At 58.5% G+C, this 20,630-nt stretch carries 16 protein-coding genes; 6 read left to right on the top strand and 10 right to left on the bottom strand.

Annotation, left to right across the window (positions count from 1 at the left end):
- Positions 1–173: 173 nt before the first annotated feature.
- Positions 174–1,103 (bottom strand): glutamate/aspartate ABC transporter substrate-binding protein, encoded by a 930-nt coding sequence (locus tag B3I26_RS25280; protein WP_296261825.1) that lies wholly within the window; start codon positions 1,101–1,103, stop codon positions 174–176.
- A gap of 358 nt (positions 1,104–1,461) precedes the next feature.
- Here B3I26_RS25280 and B3I26_RS25275 point away from each other — a divergent pair, with 358 nt between their 5' ends.
- Positions 1,462–5,823, top strand: coding sequence for an NEL-type E3 ubiquitin ligase domain-containing protein (locus B3I26_RS25275; protein ID WP_296261823.1), 4,362 nt, complete (start codon positions 1,462–1,464; stop codon positions 5,821–5,823).
- Between the two features lie 64 nt (positions 5,824–5,887).
- Here the strand turns inward: B3I26_RS25275 and glpD are convergent, their stop codons facing one another.
- The 3 genes from glpD to glpK all read right to left on the bottom strand — a co-directional run bounded on the left by glpD (position 5,888) and on the right by glpK (position 10,210).
- Positions 5,888–7,426, bottom strand: coding sequence for a glycerol-3-phosphate dehydrogenase (glpD, locus tag B3I26_RS25270; RefSeq protein ID WP_296261821.1), 1,539 nt, complete (start codon positions 7,424–7,426; stop codon positions 5,888–5,890).
- A 333-nt stretch (positions 7,427–7,759) separates the two neighbouring features.
- Entirely contained in the window at positions 7,760–8,515 is a 756-nt protein-coding gene (locus B3I26_RS25265) for a DeoR/GlpR family transcriptional regulator (RefSeq protein WP_274135096.1), read from the bottom strand.
- Between the two features lie 174 nt (positions 8,516–8,689).
- Positions 8,690–10,210, bottom strand: coding sequence for a glycerol kinase GlpK (gene glpK / locus B3I26_RS25260; RefSeq protein ID WP_296261883.1), 1,521 nt, complete (start codon positions 10,208–10,210; stop codon positions 8,690–8,692).
- A gap of 281 nt (positions 10,211–10,491) precedes the next feature.
- Here glpK and ybaK point away from each other — a divergent pair, with 281 nt between their 5' ends.
- Positions 10,492–10,962, top strand: coding sequence for a Cys-tRNA(Pro) deacylase (gene ybaK, locus B3I26_RS25255; RefSeq protein WP_296261817.1), 471 nt, complete (start codon positions 10,492–10,494; stop codon positions 10,960–10,962).
- 90 nt (positions 10,963–11,052) lie between these two features.
- Positions 11,053–11,841: a PhzF family phenazine biosynthesis protein gene (locus B3I26_RS25250; protein ID WP_296261814.1), complete on the top strand. Its 789-nt coding sequence runs from the start codon at positions 11,053–11,055 to the stop codon at positions 11,839–11,841.
- Between the two features lie 117 nt (positions 11,842–11,958).
- Here the strand turns inward: B3I26_RS25250 and B3I26_RS25245 are convergent, their stop codons facing one another.
- Positions 11,959–13,011 carry an ABC transporter ATP-binding protein gene (locus B3I26_RS25245; RefSeq protein ID WP_409521961.1) on the bottom strand — a complete coding sequence of 351 codons (1,053 nt, stop codon included), beginning with the start codon at positions 13,009–13,011 and terminating at the stop codon, positions 11,959–11,961.
- A gap of 8 nt (positions 13,012–13,019) precedes the next feature.
- Complete coding sequence (gene argF / locus B3I26_RS25240) at positions 13,020–13,940, bottom strand: ornithine carbamoyltransferase (protein WP_296261810.1); 921 nt, start codon at positions 13,938–13,940, stop codon at positions 13,020–13,022.
- A 451-nt stretch (positions 13,941–14,391) separates the two neighbouring features.
- Between argF and B3I26_RS25235 the strand changes: the two genes are divergently transcribed.
- The 3 genes from B3I26_RS25235 to grxD all read left to right on the top strand — a co-directional run bounded on the left by B3I26_RS25235 (position 14,392) and on the right by grxD (position 17,397).
- Positions 14,392–14,694, top strand: coding sequence for a hypothetical protein (locus B3I26_RS25235; RefSeq protein WP_110950080.1), 303 nt, complete (start codon positions 14,392–14,394; stop codon positions 14,692–14,694).
- 148 nt (positions 14,695–14,842) lie between these two features.
- A complete protein-coding gene (locus B3I26_RS25230) occupies positions 14,843–16,951 on the top strand; it encodes a molybdopterin oxidoreductase family protein (RefSeq protein ID WP_296261806.1) in 2,109 nt (702 codons plus the stop codon).
- Between the two features lie 116 nt (positions 16,952–17,067).
- Positions 17,068–17,397: a Grx4 family monothiol glutaredoxin gene (gene grxD / locus B3I26_RS25225; RefSeq protein WP_296261882.1), complete on the top strand. Its 330-nt coding sequence runs from the start codon at positions 17,068–17,070 to the stop codon at positions 17,395–17,397.
- A 196-nt stretch (positions 17,398–17,593) separates the two neighbouring features.
- Here grxD and bfr read toward each other — a convergent pair whose 3' ends face one another.
- The 4 genes from bfr to pyrC form a co-directional block, all read right to left on the bottom strand.
- Positions 17,594–18,070: a bacterioferritin gene (gene bfr / locus B3I26_RS25220; RefSeq protein WP_296261804.1), complete on the bottom strand. Its 477-nt coding sequence runs from the start codon at positions 18,068–18,070 to the stop codon at positions 17,594–17,596.
- A 201-nt stretch (positions 18,071–18,271) separates the two neighbouring features.
- Positions 18,272–18,490 (bottom strand): bacterioferritin-associated ferredoxin, encoded by a 219-nt coding sequence (locus B3I26_RS25215; RefSeq protein WP_166593464.1) that lies wholly within the window; start codon positions 18,488–18,490, stop codon positions 18,272–18,274.
- A gap of 279 nt (positions 18,491–18,769) precedes the next feature.
- Positions 18,770–19,447 (bottom strand): ribonuclease T, encoded by a 678-nt coding sequence (gene rnt / locus B3I26_RS25210; protein WP_296261802.1) that lies wholly within the window; start codon positions 19,445–19,447, stop codon positions 18,770–18,772.
- On the bottom strand, positions 19,444–20,490 hold the full coding sequence (gene pyrC, locus B3I26_RS25205) for a dihydroorotase (RefSeq protein ID WP_296261800.1): 1,047 nt from the start codon (positions 20,488–20,490) through the stop codon (positions 19,444–19,446). The genes rnt and pyrC overlap by 4 nt, the downstream gene beginning before the upstream one ends.
- Between the last annotated feature and the right edge of the window lie 140 nt (positions 20,491–20,630).

Below are 20,630 nucleotides of genomic sequence, written 5' to 3'. Positions count from 1 at the left end.
TCGATCAATGTACAGACACCCGCTTGGGGAAGATCCTTTTCCGCCTGACGTCGAAAACCTCAGGCACACACGATCAGCTCGAAAACCGCTCGGTCGAGTGTTCCAAACAAACCAGCAGGTAGTAACAGACGCCTGAGGGAGAGGGCTCCCTCAGGCGCAAGGTTAGTCAGGAATCAGATTTTTACGTCTGGAGCCGGCTTGTCGCTCGGATTGGCGATCAGCTCTTTAACCTTTTCGCTCATCGGGAAGTTGAGGTTCAGGCTTTTAGGTGGAATCGGGCTTTCAAACCACTTGCTGTAGATCTTGTTGATCTCGCCGGATTTGTACAGACCGACAATGGCGTCATCCACGGCTTTCTTGAAAGCCGGGTCCTCTTTGCGAACCATGCACGCGTAGGCTTCAAAGGACTGTGGAGTGCCGGTAATAACCCAGTCGTCGGGTTTCTTGGCCTTGGCTTCTTCACCCGCCAGCAGGGCGTCGTCCATCATGAAGGCGACAGCGCGGCCACTCTCAAGCATTTGGAAGGATTCGCCGTGGTCTTTGGCGGAGATGACGTTCATGCCCATCTGCTTGTCGGCATTCATCGCTTTGATAATGCGTTCGGAGGTGGTGCCGGCGGTGGTAACGACGTTCTTGCCCTTCAGGTCAGCAAAATCGTTGTAAGTCGGCTTGCCATCTTTGTCTTTCTTGACCAGCAGACGTGTGCCGATTTCAAAGATATTGACCGTGAAATCGACCTGCTGGGCACGTTCGGCGTTGTTGGTGGTGGAACCACACTCGATGTCTGCAGTGCCGTTCTGAATCAGCGGGATACGGGTTTGCGACGTTACCAGGTTGTACTTGACCTTCAGGTCAGGCTTGTTCAGGTCTTTTTTGATTCCCTCGACGATAGCCAGCTGGATGTCGTGGGAGTAGCCGACCGGGACGCCGGAAGCGTCGGCGATGTAAGAGAACGGAATCGACGAGTCGCGGTGACCGAGGGTGATGGTGCCCGACTCGTTGATTTTCTTCAGAGTGCCAGTCAGCTCGGCGGCGGACACTGGGGTGCTGATCAAAGCGGCGGCAGCAATGGCTGCGCCCAAAATGTGGGGAACGATACGCATCTAGTAATCCTCGACTTTGTTTTTTTTATGGGGCCGGTCGGCCCTTTCGTTTCAGAACGCTACAACGGCGGCCCAATAAGGCGACTCGCTACATCGAAGCAATCGTGATCAGTGTAGAGCATGAGTCATGCCAGGAAGGAAGCCATATATAACCTTCTGTTTATACTGGAAATTTTTTAAAAATCCTGGGCCTTTGAGCAGTTTGTTGTCCGGGATACCGACTGCAAGAGGGCGGGATGTTCGGAACTCCGAACGCGTCCGCATCGCATAGATGTGTCTATGGGTAGTTGATTTATATACCGCACTGGCGTCCGGCCGTTTGTGGAACCTCGCCGAATATTTAAATTCGGTGAACAGAATGACGAACTCCAGTATTCCGATGGACTCCATCGATGCACTTATCGCCAAGCAGGTGCCTGCCTGGATGCGAAACACCTCTATCGAAAAGTTGCGAGCGCTGCATCGCGCACTCCGACAGCAGGAAACCAATGCGCAGCACCTGCGTCAGCTGATCCAATTCGTCCCGACGCTGGAGGCCTTCGCCACCCCGCTGCTGGAAAAGGCCATGCAGGATCGATTTGCCGTGGAGGTCGACGCCCGCCGCAGCGCTGTTCAGTCTGTGCGCAGGCTTGCACAACCCCCAGTAGTGGCCAGCCTTTCCCCACCCTATCGGACCCTTACCACCGAGCAAAACCTGCTCACGGCGGCCCTGCTGAACTTCACCGTAGATGAGACGAAACAAAATGCGTTTGTCCGTTCAACGCTACGCACGGCATCCAATCAAGCGCTGGAGGTCGGGTTCGAGGAGTTTGCTCGGTTGTGTCGTGAGCTTGACCTGGGTGGCAAGTACCAGCGGATCCTTGGCGAGAGGCTGCGGCCGCAGCGCGCTGACGGTACACCCGATGAGGCTGCGCGCAAGGCGGTGCTGGCGTTGCTCGAAGAAGCGCCGCGTGCGCAGCTGGATGTGACGATTCGGCTGGCAGCATTGAAGGGGCAGATAAGCCAGCGTACTTATCGGCGCCTGTTGCCGGTCGCGGCCCGCGATCCGATTGTGCCAAGCGACCCGGCGGTTCTGACGCCCCGCCAGGTCATGCTGCTGGGCAAGACGATTTTTGGTGTCATCGCCTTCGAGGTTCGAGCACGTCCGACCGACGCCTCTATTGAAAGCCTGATCGTCTGGATTCCCGATGACCCGATTGGCGCCCTGCAACTGCACGGTTCCTGGTCAGCGTTTTACCTGGCATTAGGCTTACGACTGCGTAAGGCGCAGTACCGCGAATTCTTCATGCGCTTCATAGGCGAGCGCGATCGTGCTGCCTTCGTAATGACGTTGAATCAAGTGGCCGCCATGACCGCTCCATCGACCGCATTGCAACTCGATGGCCGTCATCGCGCCATCGAACAGCCTTTGTTCCAATACCTGGGTAAACAGCGCATCGACACGATCTTCGATGATGCCAGGGTGCTGGCTGTACCGACCGACGATGAAAACCGCCAGACGCAAGTCGAGCGGCAGCAGGCGTACCTGGATGCCGGTCTGAGCCTGCTCAATCTTGCGGGGTTTGTCGTGCCTGGGCTGGGCTTGGCCATGCTGGGCGTGGCGGCGGTGCAGATTGCCGATGAGGTGTATGAAGGCTATCAGGATTGGCAACTGGGCGACCGGCAGGCGGCCCTGGGCCACCTGTTCGGCATTGTTGAAAACATGGTCGCAACTGCTGCCCTTTCTGCCGGCGGTGCGGTGATCGGCCGCGTGCTGGAGCGTTCGCGATTCGTCGATGGCCTGTATCCGATATGCACAGAAGCTGGGCGGTTCAAGCTCTGTGCCGATGACCTTGGTGCCTATGAGGTGCAAGACACAGGGCTGGCGGTGGGACAACAGGGCAGGGTCGACGAGCGCACCCACTTGCGCTTGCACGATGCCACGTATCAGATCAGAACGGATGAGCTTAAAGGCACGACACGGATCGTCCACCCGCAGCGTGGCGGCGCCCATGAACCGCTGCTCGAACATAACGGCGCGGGTGGCTGGCGTCATGCAATGGAACAGCCGCATTACTGGACCGGGGAGGGGCATGCGCTTCGGCGGCTGGGGCGACGCTTTTGCGCGTTGTCCGATGAGGGCGCCCGCGCTGTGCTGCAAAGCACCGGCTTTACCGTAGGACGCCTGCGCCGTCTGCACGTCGAGAATGCGCCACCGCCTGCACGTCTGCTGGATGCTGCGCAACGTTACGAACTGCATGAGCAATTCCCTGCATTGCGCGATGACGCCTTCGAGGAAGTTTTCGCTTCGCGCCAGGTCGTCCCTGACGAAGCGCAACGGCTATTGAGGCGCGATTTCACGGGGCTGACGGCACGCGGCGCGCAGGAAATCGTCGAGCGGGCCAGTGGTGAGCAGGTTGAGCAGATGTTGGCAAACCATCGCGTGCCGCTGGCATTGGCCGAGCAGGCGCGCTGGTTGTCACGCGACAGCCGGCTGGATCGGGCGTGTGCCGGCTTGCGGCAGGCGTCCGCGGTGACCGCTGATACCGAAAAGCTTGCGTTGGGCCTTATTGAAAACCTGGCGCCTTGGCCGGCGACGGTGCGGGTGGAGCTGCGCGAAGGTTCGCCCGATGGCGCCTTGAAAGCGCAAACGGGATCCTTGGGGGCTTCGCAGGTTTTGTACATTTATAGACGTGGGCGTGGTTATCGCACGATGCTTGCACCGGGGCATGCGCAACCCGTTTCGTCAGGCGCTGACAGCCTGATGTCTTCATTGCTTCTGTGTCTGGACGACAGGCAAAAACGCTTGCTGGGCAGCGTTGAGTTGGACGAAGCCGGACTTATCAATGTGCTGGCGCACAAGGCTGGCAGTCAACGCGAGTTGGCGTCGCGCTTGATCGGCCAGACGCCGGTGGGCATAGGGGTGCGGCCGCCGGTCCGGTGGGGTGACGGACGTCTTGGCTATCCGCTCAGCGGCCGCGCCGAGAGCAGTCGACAGGCGATCAGACGAAGCATCAGGGAGGTGTTCCCGGGCATGAGCGACAATGACATCGAGCATTATCTGCTCGAGGTTTCGTCGCAACACACCGATTTATGGGCGCACACCCATCAACTTCATGAACACCTGGACAGCCTGCGCGAGGGCTTGCAGCAGTGGCAGGGGCAGCATACCGGCGTGTTCGATCGGCTGCGGCGGCAAAGGGTTGCCAATGCCCTGCGCCGTTGCTGGCGCCGCGAGATACCAGAACACTTGAATGGCGGATTCGCGTTGACCATCGATGGCGAACGCGTGGGCAACCTTCCGGTACTCCCGACAGGTCTGGAGTTTCCCCACGTTACCCGTCTGAGGCTTCGCAATATGTCGTTGACGGCACTGAACCCCGACTTTCTTCAGCGTTTCAGAAACCTCGTCGAACTAGACCTGCGCGACAATCGACTCAGATCCATTCCTTCAGGCATCGAGCATCTTGCACAGCTTGAGCAACTGCACCTGAACAATAATCAGATCGTCATGGACGCAGGAGGCAATCGCCGACTGGCAACCTTGACACGTCTTCGACACCTTGACCTCAGCCACAACCCTCTTGGCCAGGCTCCGGAGTTGCAACGCCTATTGTGCCTGCGTGAGGTTTCGCTGCGGTTCACAGGTTTGACCGAGCTACCCGTTGGGGCGCAGAACCTGCCGTGGGGCGGCATGACCGATTTACGCAACAATCGACTGCGTCATCTGCGTCAGGACGTGCACAGTCTGCGAATCCGTCTTCAGGGGAGGGCGGTGCATGACAATCCGCTGATTGAAACGGACACTGCAAGCGGGGAGCACGTCTCAGAGGACGACGCTTCCGGCGGCGTGACCTTATCCAGCCATCGAGCTGTCGATGAAGTCGCCCGCGAACAGTGGTTGGTCGACTCTGTGGGCGAGTTGCGCACTGCACGTGAGGGTTACTGGGCGACGTTGCGGGATGTGGCTAATTCGGACGACTTCTTTCGTTTCCTTGCCGACTTCGCCGATACCTCGGATTTCCATGCCCATCCTGTGTATTACCGGGCTCGCATCTGGACGATCATGGAGGCCTGCGCTCAGAACGAAGAGCTGTGCAACCTGTTGTTTACCCAGGTTTCCGGCCCGCGGACCTGTCAGGACCGCCTGCTGCTGATGCTCAGCCACCTCGAAACCCGCATCTATGTAAACACCGTGACAGCCGGGCTGCCGCTCGCCGAGCAAGAGGAATATTTGATGCGCGTCGGCCGCTCGTTGTTTCGCCTTGATGAAGTGGACCGTGCCGCATCCCGGCACATAGAGCTGATGCGTCGTCAGAACAGGATCAACATCGATGACATCGAGGTCTACCTGACATACAGGGTCCGCCTGGCAGGACCGCTCGGGTTGCCCGCACAACCCAGTAGCTTGCACTATGAAATGTTCAGCGGGGTCACGTCAGAAGACATCAATAATGCCCGGCTGGCCGTGTTCCGCGCCGAGACCCGCGAAAGCGTCTGCGAGTCGCTCGCTGAACGTGACTTCTGGCAGGAGTACCTTCATTACCGCTATCCGGAACGCTTCGAAGCCATGACGGAACCTTTCCACACCCGCCTTGCACTGGCCGAGGAAGCATCAGCGCAATCTGGAGAGCAGGCTTATGTAGAGCAGAGCAACAGGTTGATGCAGGAAATGAACGCTGCCGAGCGGGCACTGCTACTGACGCTGACTGAAGAGGCGTACGCACGCTTGCCGATTTGACAAAGGCGACGTTTGAGGCCGCCCAAGAACCGCTGGCCTGCGGATCCTTGGGCGGCTCATTGAGTCAGGCGGCTTGCACGCGCGAGCGACGCAGTTGGGCTTGCTGCAGGTAATCCTTGAGCGCCTGTTGCTCGGATTCGGCCAGTGACAGGCCCAGTTTGGTTCGGCGCCACAGGATATCTTCGACGGTACTTGCCCATTCCTCGTCGCACAGATAATCGACTTCACGGCCGTACAGTCCACCGCCCAGATGTTCGCCCAGGTCTGTCAGCGCCTGTGCGCCCTCGACGATGCGCCAGCTGCGAGAGCCGTAAGTGATTGCCCAGCGCGTGGCTGTCTCGGCCGCAAGCCACGGGCAGCGCTGTTGCAACTCGGTCGCCAGTGCCGCAGGCGTAGTCATATTCTCCCCGCCGGGGAGGCTGGCCTTGGCAGTCCAGGCAGGTTTCATCTGCGTAAAGAACGGCGCCAAGTGCTGCATGGCCGATTCAGCGAGCTTGCGATAAGTCGTCAGCTTGCCGCCGAAAACCGAAAGGATAGGTGCCTCGCCGGCGTCGCCGGACAGCGACAGGGTGTAGTCGCGGGTGATCGCTGACGGGTTATCCGATTCGTCATTGCACAACGGACGCACGCCTGAGTAAGTGCGAACGATGTCGGCCCGGCTGAGTTGCTTGTTGAAGTGCTCATTAACGATCTTCAGCAGGTAATCGGTCTCGCCCTCAGTAATCGCCACCTTCGACGGATCGCCCGTGTATTCGCGGTCAGTGGTGCCGATGATGGTAAAGCGCTCCAAATACGGAATAGCGAATACGATGCGCTGATCTTCGTTTTGCAGAATGAATGCGTTCTCGCCCTCGTACAGTTTGGGCACGATCAAATGACTGCCTTGAATCAAACGAATTCCGTATTGCGACTCCAGCTTCAGATCTTCGCGAATGAACTTCGCCACCCAGGGTCCGGCCGCGTTGACCAGCGCCTTGGCGCGAATCGAAAACAGGCTGCCGTCTGCACGTTCCATGTTCAGGTGCCATTGCCCGGCATTTCGACTCGCGCTCACACAGCGCGTCCCGGTATGTATATGGGCACCATTCTCACGCGCCGCCATCGCGTTTAGCACCACCAGACGCGCGTCATCGACCCAGCAGTCGGAATATTCGAAACCGCGGGTGATGTTCGGCTTCAGAGGGCTGTTGCGGTCGAAGCGCAGGCTTTTCGAGGCCGGAAGTTTTTCACGTTTACCCAGGTGGTCATACAGGAACAGACCGGCGCGAATCATCCACGCTGGCCGCAGGTGCGGGCGATGGGGCAGAACGAAGCGCATGGGTTTAACGATATGCGGCGCTTTTGCCAGCAGGACTTCCCGTTCGGCCAGTGCTTCACGCACCAGGCGGAACTCGTAATGCTCCAGATAACGCAGGCCGCCGTGGATCAACTTGCTACTGGCTGAGGAGGTGTGGCTGGCCAGGTCGTCCTTTTCGCAAAGGAACACCGAGAGCCCGCGGCCCGAAGCATCCGCTGCGATGCCGACGCCATTGATGCCACCGCCGATCACAGCAATGTCGTAAACCTCGGAAATGGGTGGGGTTGGCAAGGCGGAATGGGCCATGGGGGCCTCCTGTCAGGTAGCTGAACCCGCCTTGGCTATCTGAGGATTAAAGGCGAATCCGAACATGTATGTTCATTTTCGAAAATAGTAACGCAATAGCGGGCACCCAGCTAGCCGGTTTCGATTGAAAATAACGATTGAGAAGAACAGAAAGGAAAAAAAGCGAACATGAGCTCGCTTTTGGAAGTTGCAAGGGGGGAGGGGGCAGGGTGAACCTGTCTCGCCGGCCGGCTTATTGGCGCCTGCGATTTCAAGCCGCTGCTACCGCCAAACCTGACTGCTACAGAACCCGTATCGCCGGATCAAACTGCGCTGGGATGCAAGCAGGGGTGCTTAAACCACTTCCAGCCGAATCTTGTTTTGCGTCAAGAGTTGCGCCAGCGCGGGCACTGGCGGTTGATCGGTGACCAGGCAATCGATCAAAGTGATGGGTCCGAGCCTTACCATAGCGTTGCGGCCAAACTTGCTGGAGTCGGCGGCCAGGATCACCTGACGTGCATTGGCGATAATCGCTTGGGAAACCCGTACTTCCTGATAATCGAAATCCAGCAGGCTGCCGTCTTCGTCAATGCCGCTGATCCCCACCAGCGCGAAGTCGACCTTGAACTGGGTGATGAAATCCACGCTCGCCTGACCCACAACGCCGCCGTCGCGGCGTACGTTGCCACCGGCCAGCAGGACTTCGAAGTCATCCTTGCCGCTGAGGATCGAGGCCACGTGCAGGTTATTGGTGATGATTTTCAGGTGATTGTGATTAAGCAGGGCGCGCGCGATGGATTCGGTGGTGGTGCCGATATTGATGAACAGCGAGGCGTGATCTGGTATCTGGGCGGCAATCGCCTCGGCAATCCGCTGTTTCTCATCGCGCATCTGATCGGCACGCATGGCGTACGCGGTGTTCTCGATGCTGGAATCGTAGGCGGCACCCCCATGGTAGCGGCGCAGCAGGTTCATTTCCGCCAGCTGGTTGATGTCGCGCCGGATGGTTTGCGGGGTCACGACAAACGATTGGGCCATTTCCTCGATGCTGACATAGCCGCGCTCACGGACCAGCTCGAGGATCTGCTGTTGACGGGGTGGCAGATTCATTTTTCTTCCTTCGGGCAAGGGCGCCCATGATGCCGCAGGCAGCCATTACCTGTCAGCCGGAAAAAGAATCTCCTGTCTGATACGCAGTCCGGCAAGCAGCACGGCTTTGCAGCGGTGGTGTGTCAGTCAGCTCTCCATTAACTGACGCACCGCTGCCGCTGGCACGCCGGACTGCTATACCGACAAACCTTCCTCCACGTCTTCGTGCGGCTCCCAGTCCCGCGTACGCTCAACCGCCTTGCGCCAGCCTGCGTACAGCTTTTCTTTCTCGACTTCGTCGCACTGCGGTTCGAATTTGCGCTCGATCACGGCTTTGTCCTTGAGCTCGTCCAGCCCGCTCCAGAAACCAATCGCCAGACCCGCCAGATAGGCTGCGCCCAACGCTGTGGTCTCGCGCATCTTCGGGCGTTCGACCTGGGTGCCGAGAATGTCTGCCTGGAACTGCATCAGGAAGTTGTTCGCCACCGCGCCGCCGTCTACGCGCAACGCCTTGAGAGGTTCGGCTGCGTCCTGCTGCATGGCGTCAAGCACGTCGCGGGTCTGGTAGGCGATCGACTCCAGCGCAGCGCGGATGATGTGATCGACTTTCACGCCACGGGTCAGCCCGAACAGCGCGCCTCGTGCGTAAGGGTCCCAATAAGGCGCGCCGAGTCCGGTGAATGCCGGGACCAGATACACCCCATTGCTGTTCTTGACCTTGGTAGCGAAATATTCGGTGTCCATGGAATCGTTGACGATCTTCAGTTCGTCACGCAGCCACTGCACGGTTGAGCCGCCGTTAAACACAGCGCCTTCCAGCGCATAGGCCACTTCACCTCGCGGACCGCAACCGATGGTAGTGAGCAGGCCATGATTGGACTTCACCGCTTTCTCGCCGGTGTTCATCAGCAGAAAACAGCCGGTACCATAGGTGTTCTTGGCCTGCCCGGGCTCTACGCACATCTGCCCGAACAGGGCCGATTGCTGGTCACCTGCGATACCGGCGATGGCGATGCCGCTTTTACTGTGGCCGTAAACCTCGGACGAGGATTTCACCTCAGGCAGCATTTGCGGTGGTACATCGAGCACGTCCAGCATCCGCTGGTCCCATTGGAGGGTGTGGATGTTGAACATCATGGTGCGCGACGCATTGGTGTAATCGGTGACATGAACCTTGCCGCCGGTAAATTTCCAGATCAGCCAGCTGTCAATGGTGCCGAACAGCAACTCGCCACGCCGGGCACGCTCACGGCTGCCTTCGACGTGATCGAGAATCCACTTCAGTTTGCTGCCGGAAAAATAAGGATCGATCACCAGACCGGTGGTTTCCTTGATGTAATCCTCAAGGCCGTCGCGCTTCAGCTGTTGGCAAATCTCGGTACTGCGACGGCATTGCCAGACCACAGCGTTGTAGATCGGCCGACCGCTGTCTCTTTCCCAGACCACCGTTGTCTCGCGCTGGTTGGTGATGCCGATCGCGGCGATCTGGTTGTGATGCAGGTTAGCCTGGGCCAGGACCTTGGTCATGCAGGCGGTCTGCGTGGCGAAGATCTCCATCGGGTCATGTTCGACCCAGCCAGGCTGTGGATAATGCTGAACGAATTCACTCTGGGCGGTACTTACCACGTTGGCGTCCCGGTCAAAGATAATCGCGCGCGAGCTGGTCGTACCTTGATCGAGGGCGATGATGTAGTTTTTGTTGTCGTTGTCGGTCATGTCGATAGCCTGGTGATAAAGCGGGTATCCGGAAACTGCCATCAGTCTACGTGGGAAAGCGCTTGCGTTGCGCAGATGGCGTTGCGGGTGGGGGCTGGATATTCGTATTCGAAAAAATATAGACGTAAATGAACATTGTCAAAGGTCGAAAGTGAACGAAGAGGTCATTTCAGCCCGCCGGTTGATCTTGATTCCTATGCCCGTCGCAGAAGCGTTTCGATGGCAGATCGCCTAAAGTAACGGCAATTAACGACAAACAGCTTGGTCGTCTGGAGTGTTGCATGACCCCCGCATTGGATTTACTGAAAAAGGTTCGCGCCGAACACCATATCCACAGTTATGAACACGATCCCAAGGCCGCGTCTTATGGTCTGGAGGCAGCCGAAAAGCTAGGCCTGGCGCCTGCCCAAGTGTTCAAGACGCTGCTGGCGAGCACCGAGAAGGGCGAGTTGCTGGTCGCGGTCGTGCCTGTCGCAGGGTCGCTGGACCTCAAGGCGCTGGCGCACGCGGCAAGCGTGAAAAAGGCGGAAATGGCCGATCCGTCTGCCGCACAGCGTGCGACGGGTTATTTGCTGGGCGGCATCAGCCCGCTGGGGCAAAAGAAAGGGTTGAGAACTTTCATTGACCTCTCCGCTCAATCGTTCGCGACGATTTTCGTCAGCGCCGGGCGACGCGGGCTTGAGGTCGAGCTGTCGGCTACGGTGCTCGCAGAACACACTCAAGGAACGTTCGCGCCGATTGGTCGTGAATGATTCGTGTGTGCCGTTAACGTACCTGCGCCAGTCATGCGCAGGCCATTGGCAGCCAAATGCTGGTGAACAATAAAAACCGGGGTGCCTTTCATGCTGCTTGAATATCATCAAGTCGATGCTTTTACTGACCGGCCGTTTTCCGGCAACCCGGCGATGGTCTATCGCCTCGATGGCTGGCTGTCGGATGAGCTGATGCAGCGTATAGCCGCCGAACACAACCTCTCCGAGACTGCATTTGTCGTGCGTGAGGCTCAGGGTTGGCACATTCGCTGGTTCACGCCCAGCAGCGAGGTACCGCTGTGCGGGCATGCGACGCTGGCGAGTGCGTTTGTGCTGTTTGAAAAGTACGGCGAGACGTCGGACACCCTTGAGTTCGTCAGCAAATCGGGTGCGTTAAGCGTGACGCGGGAAAATGGCCGGCTGCTAATGGATTTCCCCGCCATGCCGCCCACTCAGATGGGCGTGACCGTCGATATCGAACGCGCACTGAATACCGAGGTGGTTGACGTGCTGGCTTCGGCGGAACTGCTCGTGGTGCTGGAGTCCGAACAGGCAGTGCGTGACTGCAAGCCCGATTTCGCAGCCATCGCATGCTTGCCCTGGCCCGGCGTAATCGTGACCGCCAAGGGGGACGCTGAACGCTATGATTTCGTCTCTCGCTATTTCGCCCCGGCGATCGGCATCCCTGAAGACCCGGTAACCGGCTCGACCCACTGCTGCCTGATTCCTTATTGGTCGGCGCGGCTGAACAAGTTCAGCCTCACCGCATATCAGAGTTCGGCTCGGGGCGGGGAGTTGTTCTGCCGCCTGGAAGGGGACAGGGTAAAGATCGGCGGGTCTGCGACGCTGGTGGCCAGCGGGGTGTTGACGCTGGGATGATCACGCACTTCGGCGAGTGTGGATTTGTGTAGCAGCGCGACTGGCCGTCGGCGACGAATCGCATGCGCCACTGCCGGCAAGCCATGCTGCAACAGCGCTGGGATTCAGATAATCCGGTCACACCGCAGGCACATGTTCCTGAGCCGCAAACACTGCCAACCGTTCTGCCGCTACGCGAATCCCCGCCTCATCCCCGGCGCGCAAGTCAGCATGGCTGGGGAACAGCGCTTGCAGCGGCGTCCCGCTCGGCAGCTGCAAGCGATACAAGGTCGCGGCGCCCTGGAATGTCTTGCCCGTGACGCTGGCCTTCAGCGGACTGTCAGGTGCAAATGCGATGTCGTCAGGGCGCAACAGCACGTCGACCGATGTCCCGGCGACGCCTGCGTCCGAGCCATTGACTCGCAGCGTCCCCAACTCACTCTGTACCAATTCGCCGTCTATCAAACGCCCCCGCACGAAATAGCCCTGACCGACGAAACTGGCCACGTAGGGTGTAGCCGGTCGGTGATACAGGTTGTACGGCGTATCCCACTGCTCCAGTCGCCCCTCTTTGAACACGCCCACGTGATCGCTGACTGCGAAGGCCTCCTCCTGATCATGGGTCACCAGAATGGCGCTGGTCCCACGGGCCTTGAGAATGTCACGCACCTCAAGACTCAGGCGCCGACGCAGCTCGCCGTCAAGGTTGGAAAAGGGTTCGTCCATCAGCAGCAGCTGTGGTTCGGGCGCCAGCGCGCGAGCTAGGGCCACCCGCTGCTGCTGTCCGCCGGAGAGTTCGTGGGGATGACGCTTGCCCAGTGCACCCAGATTGACCAGTTCGAGCATCTGCTCTACCACCCTGGAGAGGCGCGGATGATGGCGGATGCCAAAAGCAACGTTGTCGGCCACGCTCAGATGCGGGAACAGTGCGTAGTCCTGGAACACCATGCCGATCCGGCGCTTTTCGGGCGCCAGGGTAAAGCCGCGGCTAGAGATCACTTGACCTGCAAGGACGATCTGGCCCTCATGCACCGGCTCGAAACCGGCAATGGCCCGCAGTGTCGTGGTTTTGCCGCAGCCCGAAGAGCCCAGCAGGCAGCCGATGTCGCCCGCGTTTAGCTGCAGATCGAGGCCCTGCACGACCCGTTGTTGCTGATACCCGCAGGCGAGGTTGTGCAGTTGAAGCAACATCGGCTCGCTCATGCCGGTTGATAAGCCGGCGCGACGAGAAACTCCAATAGCGCCTTTTGCGCATGCAAACGGTTCTCGGCCTGATCCCAGGCCACCGAACGCACGTCGTCGAGCAAATCCTGGCTGATCTCTTCACCTCGGTGCGCCGGCAGACAGTGCATGAACAGGACGTCGTCGGCGGCCAGATCGAGCATGGCCCGGGTGACCTGGAATGGTTTGAACAACGCGAGGCGTTTGGCCGCTTCTTCTTCCTGGCCCATGGACGTCCACACGTCGGTGCTGATCAGGTGTGCGTCTTTGACGGCTTCACGCGGGTCGCGGGTGAGTGTCACGCGATTACCCGCCAGCGCGAGGAACCGCGGATCAGGCTCATAGCCTTGCGGGCAGGCAATGCGCAGCTGGAAGTCGAACTGGATCGCTGCTTCTATATAGCTGTTGCACATGTTGTTGCCGTCGCCGACCCAGGCGACGGTTTTACCCTTGATCGAGCCGCGGTGCTCAAGGAAGGTCTGCATGTCCGCAAGCAATTGGCAGGGGTGAAGATCGTCGGACAAGCCGTTGATGACCGGTACGCGTGAGTGGGCGGCGAATTCGGTGAGGTTGCTGTGGGCGAACGTACGGATCATCACCGCATCGACCATGCGCGACATGACGCGTGCACCGTCGGCAATCGGTTCGCCACGGCCCAGTTGGGTGTCCCGGGGCGACAGAAAAATAGCCTGACCGCCGAGCTGAATCATGCCCGCCTCAAAGGAAACCCGGGTTCGAGTCGAAGATTTCTCGAAGATCATGGCCAGCACCCGGCCTCTCAGCGGCTCGAACAGCACACCACGATTTCGCAGGTCCTTCAGCTCAATACCTCGACGGATCACGCTGCCGAGTTCATCTGGCGTGTAGTCCATCATCGAGAGAAAGTGCCTTGCGCTCATCATTAACTACCTTGTCTGCAACAGACCGCAGATCCTCAATGCCGGGTTTTATCGGGAAAACGGGCGAGACCTGCGGCAAAAGCCGCACGGGGCGACGAATAGGGAAGGCGCGAGGGTATAAGAAAATGTCGCCTCGTGCCAAGGCCTGGCGTGTTTGAAAATCTCTGCCATCTCTCCTGGCACGTCAATGCGATGTGTTTGAGACGCTTTTCATGTAACGAAGTGCTACAGTTCGATACGCAGCAAAGGCAATTAGCCACCCCTCATGCGATCAGCCGGGCGGAGGTTTACACCGGCGGTATGGCGATGGCAATCAATGCTCATTTTGCAATAGTTTCAAGATGCTGCTGAAACCTTCTGCGACACGCTTCACGCCGTCGAAACCCGGACGTTTCCGAAACCTGTGGCGTGGGTTATAAAGGCCGCTTATGTCCTCTAAAAGAGGTGGGGAATGGATTCAAAAGAGAAACAATTGACGGAACTGCTCGGGCTCACGGCCCGTACCCTTACACACCTCACAGCGTCCATGACGTCAATGTCGTTCGAGCTGATGCGCAGCGAAGATGAAGTGACCCGCTCTGCAGGTCGACGCATGATCGATCGCATGGCAACCATCAGCGCCGGCCTCGACGATCACTGGCGCTTGATTGGCGAGCTGACGGGCGTGCAGGTCTCCCAGGAGCAGGTTGAAACCGTCCATGAAATTCAGTTGCAACACAAAGTTGTCACGCCCATAGGTGGTTCGGCTTCCTGACCACCCGATTCATCCCGCCGGTGAGCTATTGGCTCACCTGATGCCGTCCGATTCACGGCGCTGACGTTTATGGCCAAGTCCTGCGGCAGGCTCCATAGTTTTGTCTCCGCGATCACACGGGTCGCGCCACAAAAACATGAGACTGGCGATGACCAAGACTATCCATCACCGCGCCTGTCATCTGTGTGAGGCTATCTGCGGCCTGACCATCGAAACTACTCTGCAAGACGATGCTACGGTGCATATCAGCTCGATCAAGGGCGATGCCCAGGACACCTTTAGCCGCGGGCATATTTGTCCCAAGGCAGTGGCATTGCAGGACATCCAGAACGATCCCGACCGCCTGCGCCAGCCGATGCTTCGGATAGGCTCCCAGTGGCAACCAATCGACTGGCAGACGGCGTTCGACCTGGTGGCAGAGCGTCTGGCCGACATCCAGCAGCGTCATGGGCAGAACGCTGTCGCTGTGTACCAGGGCAATCCCAGCGTTCATAACTACGGGCTGATGACCCACAGTAATTATTTTCTTGGGCTGCTCAAGACCCGCAATCGTTTTTCGGCGACCTCTGTGGATCAACTTCCCCAGCACCTGACCAGCTACCTGATGTATGGGCACGGCCTGTTGCTGCCTATTGCTGACATCGATCATACGGATTTTATGCTCATCCTCGGCGCGAATCCGTTGGCCTCCAACGGCAGCATCATGACCGTGCCGGACGTGGAAAAGCGCCTGAAGGCCATTCAGGCACGTGGCGGCAAAGTCGTGGTGGTCGATCCGCGGCGCAGTGAAACCGCAGCCATTGCCGATCAACATGTATTCATCCGGCCCGGTGGCGACGCCGCGCTGCTGCTTGGCGTGTTACACACGCTGTTCGCCGAAGGCCTGACCCGAGACAGTCACCTGCCGGTCGATGGCCTTGAGCAAGTGCGGATTGCGATTGCAAGCATGGATGCCGAGGCCATGAGCCTGCGCTGTGGCGTACCGGCTGAACAGATCAAACAGTTGGCGAGAGATTTTGCCAGCGCTGAAAGGGCCGTCTGTTACGGGCGCATGGGTATCTCCACGCAAGCTTTTGGCAGCGTGTGTCACTGGCTGGTGCAATTGATCAATCTGGTGACTGGCAACCTCGATCGCGTAGGCGGTGCGTTGTGCACCGAGCCAGCATTGGACCTGGTCGCATCGACTTCAGGCGGCGGGTTCAACCGCTGGCAAAGCCGCGTTTCCGGGCTCCCGGAGTACGCCGGCGAACTGCCGGTCTCGGCGCTGGCCGAAGAAATGCTTACCGAAGGCCAAGGGCAGGTGAGGGCGCTGATCACCGTCGCGGGCAACCCAGTGCTGTCGACGCCGAATGGGCGCAGGCTGGATAAAGCGCTGGACGGGCTGGAATTCATGGTTTGCGTGGATCTGTACATCAATGAAACCACGCGTCATGCCGACCTGATCCTGCCCTCGACCTCAGCGCTGGAAAACGATCACTACGACTCCACTTTCAATATGTTTGCGGTGCGCAATGTCACGCGCTTCAACCGCGCCATCCTCGCCAAACCCGAGGGTGCGCGGCATGACTGGGAAATCTTCGTCGGCCTGGCCGAAGCATTTGCGCTGAAAACCGGGCGCGAGCTGAAGCCGACCATTGCCCCTGCGCACATGGTTGACCGGGGCCTGCGCGCGGGATTGTATGGCGATGCCTCCGATTTCAAGCTATCGCTGGACACGTTATACGGCCATCCGCACGGGATGGATCTGGGCGCTCTCAAGCCCAATCTGGCGTCGCGACTGCGAACCGCCAATCAACGTGTACAGGCTGCGCCGGGGTTGATCCTGGCCGATCTGGAGCGTTTCATTACGGCTGTGCGACCGCAGGCCGACGAACTGCTGCTGATCGGGCGCCGTCACGTGCGCAGCAACAACTCGTGGATGCACAATTACCATCGCCTGGTGAAAGGCAAGCCACGGCATCAATTGCTGATGCACCCGGACGACCTCGCCAGCCGCTGCTTGAGCGATGGCCAGCGGGTTCGAGTGACTTCGCGAGTCGGGATGATCGAGGTGGAAGTCATCGGCAGCCACGACATGATGCCCGGTGTTGTGAGCCTGCCGCATGGGTGGGGGCATGGTCGCCCTGGGGTGCAGATGGCCATTGCCCGTGCACAACCGGGAGAGAGCGCCAACGACCTCACAGACGAACGGCAGATGGATGCGGTGTCCGGCAATGCTGCACTTAACGGGGTGCCGGTGACAGTCGTGGCGGCATGACGATCCTCCTGTTTATGGGGGCGATCAAAGCCAAGACCGAGCGTTACGCTAGGGAATCGGTTAGAATGCGCCACCGTGTCGACTCATACAGTCGTAAAGTTAAGCCGAGGTGCTCCATGGATATCATCGAAACGATCAAAGACCAGATTGCCAAAAACACCGTTCTGCTTTACATGAAGGGCGCGCCAAATGCCCCGCAGTGCGGTTTCTCGGCCAAGGCGTCCCAGGCATTGATGGCGTGTGGCGAAAAGTTCGCGTACGTCGATATTCTGCAAAACCCCGAAATCCGTGCGAACCTGCCGAAGTATGCAAACTGGCCGACCTTCCCGCAGTTGTGGGTTGCTGGTGAGCTGGTGGGCGGTAGCGACATTATTGTCGAGATGCATACTGATGGCTCGCTGCAAAAGCTGGTCAAGGATGCGGTCGAGAAGAACGCGACTGCCTAAGCTGGCCGTTGACGAAAAAGCCCCGATCTCTTCGACGATTCGGGGCTTTTTTATGGGTTGTGCTTTTAGGGACAATGTTGGCGCTGGGTTTTTCAGGGTATCCGTTCGCCGGGGTGGCGCTGTTTGGGCGTATATATCCGTGACAAAAAGCCCCGCCCGACTCAGCGCCGGGCAGGGCTTTTTGGGCAGACTGGTATCAGTCTTCTTCACCCATTTGCGATTGCAGGTAGTTCTCGATGCCGACCTTGTCGATCAGGCCCAGCTGCGTTTCCAGCCAGTCAATGTGTTCCTCCTCGGACTCGAGAATGTCTTCCAGCATCTCGCGGCTACCGAAATCACCAACGGTCTCGCAGTGAGCGATCGCGGCTTTCAAATCCCCATGACCTTTGCGCTCGATTCTCAAGTCACACTCCAGCATTTCCTTGGTGTGCTCGCCGATCAGGATCTTGCCCAGGTCCTGCAGGTTTGGCAGGCCTTCCAGAAACAGGATGCGCTTGATCAACTTGTCAGCGTGTTTCATCTCGTCGATGGATTCGTGGTACTCGTGCTTGCCTAGCTTGTTCAGCCCCCAATCCTCATACATGCGTGCATGCAGAAAATATTGATTGATCGCGACCAGCTCGTTTCCGAGGATCTTATTGAGATGCTGGATGACTGTAATGTCGCCTTTCATGATCGAGGTCCTGTCGAAGGTGTTTGTATATAGGCCGCAAGTCTGAGCTTCCAATAAACACCTGTCAAACCTAAGTTATTGAATAATAAGTGAAAATAAATAGGAATAAGAATGTTTGTGTTCCGCATCTTATCGCTAAGCGCTTGAATTACAGGCATAAAAAAACCGGACACTGGGTCCGGTTCCTTGAAATAAGATGAGTCAGGCGGCAGAAAATTCTGCGGGATAAGCCAGAGCGGCCTGCGATGTTTGCAGTTCGGTCAGGGTCTCGCGTACCACTTCCTTTGCCAGGCAGGCACACTTTCCACATTTACTGGCGACACCCAGGGTCTCGCGCACTTCACGATAGCTGCAGCATCCTTCCATGATGGCTTCGCGGATCTGTCCGTCGGTAACACCTTGGCAAAGGCAGACATACATATAAATGACCGTCGCTGAGTTATTTGCTGATGTGCGACGGATACTAATGTTAATGAGAATGCTTGTCAAAACTACTTCCTGGACATCAGCTGAAGGCCGATGAGCGGTCAGAAGACAAGCGAGTTGCGCAAGGCGCATGGTGCGTAAAGTCGGGTTCATCAACGATGAAATCCGGGACGTGCCGGCCGACAGGCGAGTGGGCAAGGGATGGGGCGCTATCAAAAATGCGGAATAACAAAACCGGCCACAAGGACCGGTGCTTGCAGAAGCTGAGCTACCTCAATCGTCGAAGTCGTGCCAGCCGCCCATTTCTTTCCAGCGATTGACGATCCCGCAGAACAGCTCCGCTGTCTTCTCGGTATCGTAGCGAGCCGAGTGGGCTTCACGGCCATCGAAATCGATGTCCGCTGACTGGCAGGCCTTGGCCAGCACGGTTTGACCGTAAGCCAGGCCGGCAAGGGTAGCCGTATCGAAACTGGAAAAAGGGTGAAACGGGTTACGCTTCATGTCCAACCGCGCCACGGCAGCGTTAAGGAAGCCGAGGTCGAAACTGGCGTTATGCCCGACCAGGATCGCCCGCTTGCAACCGTTGGCCTTCAGTGCCTTGCGTACGCCGCGGAAAATATCGGTCAGCGCGGTCTCTTCACTCACCGCCATGCGCAACGGGTGATCAAGCTTGATGCCGGTGAACTCCAGTGCCGCCGCTTCGATGTTGGCGCCTTCGAATGGCTCGACACGGAAGAAGTAAGTGTGTTCGGGGAACACGAAGCCTTTTTCGTCCATGCCGATGGTGGTCGCGGCAATCTCCAGCAACGCATCGGTGGCTGAGTTGAAACCACCGGTTTCAACGTCGACAACGACGGGCAGGTAGCCACGAAAGCGTGCCGCCATAGGGTGCCTGGAGCCTGTACCGCCACCAGCGTTTTCCTGTTCGTCGTCGTAATGGTCTTCACTCACGCGTGTTCCTCCAGCAGGCGCCAGCGCAGTTTCTCACCGGCGCGCAGCGGGATTACGGACAGCTCGCCAAAGGGCAGGCTGGCAGGGGCGGTCCATTCGTCAAGAACCAGGGTGATGGTATCGGTGTTGGGCGGCAAGCCGTAGAACGCCGGGCCGTGGAGACTGGCGAAACCTTCCAGTTTGTCCAGCGCGTCACGCTGCTCGAACGCCTCGGCGTACAACTCGATTGCAGCGAAGGCGGTGTAGCAGCCTGCACAACCGCACGCGGCTTCCTTGGCGTGCTGCGCGTGAGGCGCCGAGTCGGTGCCCAGGAAGAACTTGTTGCTGCCGCTGGTCGCGGCGTCGAGGAGCGCGACCTGGTGGGTGTTGCGCTTGAGAATCGGCAGACAATAAAAGTGCGGACGGATACCGCCAACCAGCATGTGATTGCGGTTGTACAACAAATGATGCGCGGTGATGGTCGCTCCGACGTTGGCCGACGCCTCGCTGACGAACTGCACGGCATCGGCGGTGGTGATGTGTTCGAACACCACTTTAAGTGTCGGGAACCGCTCGACCACGCGGCGCATGTGTTCATCAATAAAGATTTTTTCGCGGTCGAACACGTCGATGTCACCGCGCGTCACTTCGCCGTGGATCAATAGCGGCATGCCGACCTCGGCCATCGCTTCAAGCACCGCAAAGATCTTATCGACACTGGTCACGCCTGAGTCGGAGTTCGTCGTGGCGCCGGCGGGGTACAGCTTGGCGGCGTACACGAAGCCGCTGGCTTTGGCAGCGCGAATTTCTTCTGGCTGGGTCAGGTCGGTGAGGTACAGCACCATCAACGGCTCGAAGCGGCTGCCTTGTGGGCGGGCGGCGAGAATGCGCTGACGATAGGCATCGGCTTGGTCGGCGTTGCGTACCGGCGGCACGAGGTTGGGCATGATGATGGCGCGGCCGAAGGTGCGCGCAACATCAGCGACGGTATGGGGCAAAACTGCACCATCACGAAGATGGATATGCCAGTCGTCGGGGCGCAAGAGGGTCAGGCGGTTGGACATTGGGGGGATTTCCAGGCGGGCAAACTCGTTGCGAATGCTACCGGAAAACACTCATCCAGGCACTCGGTATCAAGTTTTACAGCAAGGAACCGATAGACACGTGTAAGCAATAAATTTGTTATGCGATGACTTTTTTGTGG

The organism is Pseudomonas sp. UBA5706 (genome assembly GCF_002419965.1).
Taxonomy (GTDB): domain Bacteria; phylum Pseudomonadota; class Gammaproteobacteria; order Pseudomonadales; family Pseudomonadaceae; genus Aquipseudomonas.
The sequence above is the reverse complement of the archived record's forward strand: the minus strand, read 5'-3'. Positions and strand labels throughout refer to the sequence as shown.